The sequence below is a fragment of the Aerococcus sp. L_32 genome (assembly GCF_050689315.1).
Genome location: NZ_JBOEQF010000952.1, coordinates 1 through 716, shown reverse-complemented (window position 1 = coordinate 716; position 716 = coordinate 1). Strand labels below are relative to the sequence as shown.

Annotated in this window: 1 tRNA gene and 1 pseudogene; both read left to right on the top strand. The window is 37.6% G+C overall.

The features are described from left to right. Positions 1-313: pseudogene (locus ACRCJ0_RS17560) on the top strand (heavy metal translocating P-type ATPase); the annotation flags it as partial. A 144-nt stretch (positions 314-457) separates the two neighbouring features. Then, positions 458-530: transfer RNA gene (locus tag ACRCJ0_RS17555), tRNA-Lys, on the top strand. Positions 531-716: the final 186 nt, after the last annotated feature.

Sequence of the window (716 nt, the reverse complement as noted above, 5' to 3'; positions counted from 1 at the left end):
AAATATTGGAATTGCCATTGGTTCAGGGACTGATGTAGCCATTGAATCAGCGGATATTGTCTTGATGCGTAGCGACTTAATGGACGTACCAACAGCGGTTGAATTGAGTCGGGCAACCATTACCAATATTAAGCAAAACCTATTTTGGGCTTTCGCCTATAACACGGTTGGGATCCCAGTTGCCATGGGTATCCTCTACCTATTTGATGGCCCATTATTAAGTCCTATGTTTGCTGGTGCAGCCATGAGCTTATCGTCTGTTTCAGTATTATTGAATGCGCTGAGATTGAAGGGCTTTAAAGTAAGGTTATAAAAAGTATGATACTTAAAATATTGGCCATCCTTTTTTGAGGGATGGCTATTTAGGGTAAATATATATTTTTTTAGTACAATGCCTTGAAAGATTCTTAGATTGGGTGTAGAATTTTAGTATTGTATTTGGTAAATTAATCATTTTGGACTGGTAGCTCAGTTGGTAGAGCAACGGACTCTTAATCCGTGGGTCCAGGGTTCGAGCCCCTGTCGGTCCATCTTATAAAAGGCGTCGTATCAGAGTGCATATACTTTGGTGTGACGCTATTTTTTTGTGATGAAAAAAGGTGATCGGAAAATAATTGATAAACATAAATATTGCTATGTGAAATTGCCAAAATCAAATAATAGCCATTTTTAGGTTTCCTTTTTCATATCGATATGGTAATATCGGATACAAATAA